The sequence below is a fragment of the Brevundimonas sp. genome (assembly GCF_016463295.1).
GTDB lineage: Bacteria > Pseudomonadota > Alphaproteobacteria > Caulobacterales > Caulobacteraceae > Brevundimonas.
This window is the reverse complement of the sequence record NZ_JAEMRO010000122.1, coordinates 1-4,705: the sequence shown is the minus strand read 5'-3', so window position 1 is coordinate 4,705 and position 4,705 is coordinate 1. Positions and strand designations below refer to the sequence as shown.

The window sequence follows — 4,705 nt, the reverse complement described above, 5'->3', positions numbered from 1 at the left end:
TCCGCATGAGCGATTCGCGCAGCAGCGGCCGTTCCGGCCCGATCGCAGGCCCCGGTGCGGGCCGGCATTTGCTGGTCGTCGACGACGATGACCGCATCCGCGACCTGCTGAAGGAGTTCCTGGCGCGCGAGGGCTATCGCGTCACCGGGGCCGCCCACGCCGCCGCCGCCCGCCGTCTGGTCGAGTTGATCGAGTTCGACCTGATCGTGCTGGACGTGATGATGCCGGGCGAGAGCGGCTTCGACCTGACCAGCTGGATCCGCTCGCAGGCCGAGACGTCGAAGACGCCGGTCATGCTCCTGACCGCAAAAGGCGATCCCGACGACCGGATCGAGGGCCTGTCGCGCGGAGCCGACGACTATATGTCCAAGCCCTTCGACCCGCGCGAGCTGGCGTTGCGGGTCGATGCCATCCTGCGCCGGACCGGGGGCAAGCCCCTGACGCCGCGCGAGATCAAACTAGGTCCGGCGGTGTTCGACATGGAACGGCTGGAGCTGTCGCGGGACGGCGCGCCCCTGCGTCTGACCGAGGCGGAGGCCCAGTTGCTCAAGACCCTGGCCATTCACGCCCATGCCCCGGTCGAGCGGATGAGCCTGTCGCCCGATACCGCCGACATCACCGGCCGCGCCGTCGATGTCCAGGTCACGCGCCTGCGCCGCAAGCTTGAAGTCGATCCCAAGAACCCCCGCTATCTCCAGACCGTGCGCGGCATAGGTTACATGCTGGCCCCGGACTGATGGCGAACATTCCTCCCCCCTCGGGGAAGGGGGACCGCGTAGCGGTGGAGGGGGCCACCCCCAAGCACACTGCCCGGCCTTGCCCCCTCCACCATCCTTCGGATGGTCCCCCTCCCCCGTCGGGGGAGGAATAGATGAGGCTGCTGCCCTTCAACGTCTGGGCGCGGGTGCTCAAGCGGCGGTTGCCAACCTCGCTGTGGGGGCGGTCTCTGCTGATCATCGTCCTGCCGGTGCTGATCATGCAGGTAGCGGTGACCTGGGCGTTTTTCGACATGCACTGGCAGACGGTGACGGCGCGCCTGTCCGACGGGCTGGCAGGCGACGTCGCCTGGGCGACGGAAAGCTATGCCGACGATCCTACGCCGCAGAACCTGGCCGTGATCGCCGACCGGGCCCAGCGGTCCATGTCCCTGTCCATCGCACTTCAGGACGGTGCGACCTTGCCGGAGAACGTCCGGCGGGGCCCCGTCGGAGTCATCGACCGCACCCTGGGCAAGGCGCTGGACAACCGGGTGGATCAGCCGGTCTGGTTCGACACCACCCGATACCCCGCTTATGTCGACATCCGGGTGCAGCAGCCGCAGGGCGTGCTGCGCATCATCGCGCCGCGCGAACGGGCCGTAGCGACCCAGGCGCATATCTTCGTGCTGTGGCTGCTGATCGCGACGATGCTGCTGATGTCGATTGCTGTGCTGTTCATCCGCAATCAGGTCCGCTCCATCGAGCGGCTGGCCGATGCGGCCGAGGCCTTTGGCCGGGGCGAGTCGCGAGAGCGGTTCAAACCGCATGGCGCCCGAGAGGTCCGCGCCGCCGCCACTGCCTTCATGGCCATGCGTGAACGAATCCAGCGTCACATCGACCAGCGGACCGCCATGCTGGCCTCCGTCAGCCACGACCTGCGCACCCCCCTGACCCGTCTGCGGCTGGAACTGGCCCTGGCTCCGCCCTTCAAGCGTCAGTCCGCCATGAAAGGCGACCTGGACGAGATGGAGCATATGATCGACGAATATCTGGCGTTCGCGCGGGGCGAGGCGGGCGAGGCGACGCAGTCGGTGTCGATCAACGATCTGCTGCGCGCTGCGGGTGATGACGCCCAGCGGGCCGGGGCCAGGGTCGAAATCGCTGCGCAACCTGGATTGACCGCGTCGCTTCGGCCCCTGGCCTTCAAACGGGCCCTGACCAATCTGGCGGGCAATGCCGCCGTGCATGGCGAGCATGTCCGGCTGTCAGCCCGCGCCCTGCCCTCCGGCGGGCTGGAGATCATGGTCGAGGATGATGGCCCCGGCATTCCCGACGACATGCACGAAGAGGCCTTTCGCCCGTTTTCGCGGCTCGACGCCTCACGCAACCAGAACAGTAAAGGGGTTGGCCTGGGGCTGGCCATCGCCCGCGATGTGGCCCGCGTACACGGCGGCGACATCTCGCTAGATCGCAGTGACCTGGGAGGGCTGAAGGCGATCATTCGCCTGCCCGAGTGAGGACGATCACATTTCGGCGCAGGGTCTGGCGAAGCGGAGCCATTGGGCGCATCTTGAGCGCAAAGGGGCTTTGGAGTGTTTGAACATGCGTAAACTCGCCTTCTTTGCACCTCTGGGTGCGGTGCTTGCCCTAGCGGCGTCGCCTGCCTTGGCCGAGCCACCTACCATCAACGTCACGCTCGGCAGCGACCTTCAGGGCAAGGTCGAAGAACTGGGCGAACGCGATGTGAGTGAACAGGCCACGCGCCTGGTCGGCGTCGTACAATCGACGCTGATCCAACGCGGAGCCCTCGACGGCGCGACTATCGACCTTGTGCTCACCGACCTGAAACCCAACCGCCCGACTTTCCAGCAGCTGGTCGATCGCCCGGGTCTGGACGGCATCCGCAGCGTCTCCGTCGGCGGCGCGACCATCGAGGGCACCATCACTACGGCGGATGGCCAGGTGCAGCCGGTGAAATACGACTGGTACAGCAGCAACATCGCTGAAGTTCGCGGCTTCGGGACCTGGCAGGATGCGGACCGCGCCTATCGCCGCCTGGCCGCGAACCTGGCCGACGGACGCTACGTCACGCGCTGAGTTCGCCTGCGCGATCCACGGCGGCCTTGACCGCGGCCTCGGCGGCGCGCTCCAGGTCGCCGCTTCGTGACATGGCGTCGAGACCCGCTTGGGTCGTCCCGCCCGGCGAAGCGATGCGAGCGATCAGGTCGGTGAGCGGCACGCCGGTGTCCGCGCCGGCCCCTGCGGAGCGCAGCGCCCCGGTGGCCAGGCGCACTGCTGCATCGGGTGCCAGCCCCCTTGCCTCGCCCGCCCACGCCAGGGCCTGGGTGAAGGCATAGAGGAAGGCCGGGGCTGATCCGGCCACTGCCGTGGCGGCGTTCATCAGACCCTCGTCCGCAAGGTCCACGACATCAGCCAGTGGCTCGAACAGGGCATGTGCGACGGCGTGATACTCTGGTCGCCCAGCCCAGACTGCCGCGACACCCTTGGCCTGAGCCACGGCCGTCGTGGGCATGACGCGGATGACAGTGCGGTTCGTCGCTGAGGCGATGTCGTCGGCCATAACCCCAGCCATGACTGAGATCAGGGCCACGTCGGCTGCGAGATGAGGGAGCAGCGGCAGCAGGGCCTCGCGCCATTTCGCTGGTTTGACCGCAATGACCAGCGCGTAGGCCTCGGCTAGAACGGCCAACGGCGGGTTTAGACGCGCCCCCCGTGCGGCGGCCTCGTCGGCGACCGGCTTCTTAGAAGGCGTCAGTACGATGATGCTCTCAGGCGCGACCGCGCCGGTCTTCAGCCAGCCTTCGAGAATGGCGGACCCCAGACGTCCGCAGCCCAGCAGGATCACGGGGCCGGGTCGGGCGGCGGCACTCATCGGATCAGGCCGTGCCGACGGTCTCGAACAGGCAGGCGGCGATGGCGTCCTGGGGCTTCTTGGAGCCTCGGATCATGAAGTCGAACGCCGGGTAGTAGCGGTCCGCCGCCTCGACCGCCGCGTCGATCATGGATGCGGCCTGGGCCAGGGTCGGGCGCTCGCCGAACGGCAGGGCCAGGGAGTGGCGGAAGACAATCTCGCCATCCTCGGCCCAGACCTCGAAATGGCCCATCCAGGTGCGCTGATTGATCAGGCCGACCAGTTCATAGGCGGCCGCGCGCCGTGCCTTGGACGCCTGAAGGTCCAGGGCGCAGCACAGTTGCAGGCAGTCGCCCTCAGGCCGCCAGGCGAACCACAGCTCATAGTCCTTCCAGTCGCCGGCCAGCGAGAAGGCGACATCGCCCTCATCCGTCCGGTCGAACGGCAGGTTTTCCGCCACCAGGACGTGTTCGACGACGTCCAGCGGATCGTGCGGGACATCGACTTCTTCAGGGCGGACTGCGTCCATCAACAATACTCCGGGCGCGACTCACACCCTATGCGGCAACCGTAGGCGGGATCGCAGATTCGGCTCAACCGGCTGCGTCCGTGGGGGGAACCGACGCTGTGGACGTTCCCGCGACAGGCTTCTTGGCCGCCTTGGCGGCGGGTTTAAGCGTGGCGATCTCGGCGCGCAGGGCAGCGATCTCGGCCTTCAGCGCGTCAAATTCGTCGCGGCGAACCAGATCCATCTCGGCGACCATGCGGTCGGTCTGGGCGCGCCAGGCGGTCTTGGCCTCTTCGCCTGCCGCCTGGGCCAAGCCCATGGCGCCGGTCGTCAGCTTGGCGAACTCGTCGAGGATGGGGTTACGCGTCTGCATGGAAATTCTCTCCGACTCAGCCGTGCCGAGCGTGATGATGGTCGGCCCGTTATGGTAAACGAAACCTTGATGTCCATGCCGCCGATGGCATCAGTATGTCCCGGTCCAAAATGCCGCGACGCTGCCACCGTCCCTTGCTAAAGCGGGACGACCCACAGCCTTGAAGGAGGCGAAGTGCCTTTTCCCGATTTCGACCCGGTCCTGATCAGCATCGGCCCTCTGGACCTGCGCTGGTACGCCCTGGCCTATGTGGC

The 4,705-nt window shown here is 67.2% G+C and carries 6 protein-coding genes; 3 read left to right on the top strand and 3 right to left on the bottom strand.

What is annotated here, in order from left to right; all coding sequences use genetic code 11:
- Positions 1-5: 5 nt before the first annotated feature.
- The 3 genes from JHC81_RS13795 (at position 6) to JHC81_RS13785 (ending at position 2,795) form a co-directional block, all read left to right on the top strand.
- Positions 6-737, top strand: a complete 732-nt coding sequence (locus JHC81_RS13795) for a response regulator transcription factor (RefSeq protein ID WP_292175628.1) — start codon at positions 6-8, stop codon at positions 735-737.
- A 134-nt stretch (positions 738-871) separates the two neighbouring features.
- Complete coding sequence (locus JHC81_RS13790) at positions 872-2,215, top strand: ATP-binding protein (RefSeq protein WP_292175626.1); 1,344 nt, start codon at positions 872-874, stop codon at positions 2,213-2,215.
- A gap of 85 nt (positions 2,216-2,300) precedes the next feature.
- Positions 2,301-2,795, top strand: coding sequence for a hypothetical protein (locus tag JHC81_RS13785; protein WP_292175624.1), 495 nt, complete (start codon positions 2,301-2,303; stop codon positions 2,793-2,795).
- Here the strand turns inward: JHC81_RS13785 and JHC81_RS13780 are convergent.
- The 3 genes from JHC81_RS13780 to JHC81_RS13770 form a co-directional block, all read right to left on the bottom strand.
- Positions 2,785-3,591: a pyrroline-5-carboxylate reductase dimerization domain-containing protein gene (locus tag JHC81_RS13780; protein ID WP_292175622.1), complete on the bottom strand. Its 807-nt coding sequence runs from the start codon at positions 3,589-3,591 to the stop codon at positions 2,785-2,787. The genes JHC81_RS13785 and JHC81_RS13780 overlap by 11 nt on opposite strands.
- 4 nt (positions 3,592-3,595) lie before the next feature.
- The gene (locus tag JHC81_RS13775) at positions 3,596-4,099 is read right to left on the bottom strand and encodes a YbjN domain-containing protein (protein WP_292175620.1); all 504 of its coding nucleotides are present in this window, start codon (positions 4,097-4,099) and stop codon (positions 3,596-3,598) included.
- Between the two features lie 64 nt (positions 4,100-4,163).
- A complete protein-coding gene (locus JHC81_RS13770; protein ID WP_292175619.1) occupies positions 4,164-4,451 on the bottom strand; it encodes an accessory factor UbiK family protein in 288 nt (95 codons plus the stop codon).
- Positions 4,452-4,705: the final 254 nt, after the last annotated feature.

Bases quoted from the DNA above. Each gene is read 5' to 3' on its own strand.
- JHC81_RS13780 (WP_292175622.1), bottom strand. From the start codon at position 3,591: ATGAGTGCCGCCGCCCGACCCGGCCCCGTGATCCTGCTGGGCTGCGGA.
- JHC81_RS13795 (WP_292175628.1), top strand. From the start codon at position 6: ATGAGCGATTCGCGCAGCAGCGGCCGTTCCGGCCCGATCGCAGGCCCC.
- JHC81_RS13770 (WP_292175619.1), bottom strand. From the start codon at position 4,451: ATGCAGACGCGTAACCCCATCCTCGACGAGTTCGCCAAGCTGACGACC.
- JHC81_RS13775 (WP_292175620.1), bottom strand. From the start codon at position 4,099: ATGGACGCAGTCCGCCCTGAAGAAGTCGATGTCCCGCACGATCCGCTG.
- JHC81_RS13785 (WP_292175624.1), top strand. From the start codon at position 2,301: ATGCGTAAACTCGCCTTCTTTGCACCTCTGGGTGCGGTGCTTGCCCTA.
- JHC81_RS13790 (WP_292175626.1), top strand. From the start codon at position 872: ATGAGGCTGCTGCCCTTCAACGTCTGGGCGCGGGTGCTCAAGCGGCGG.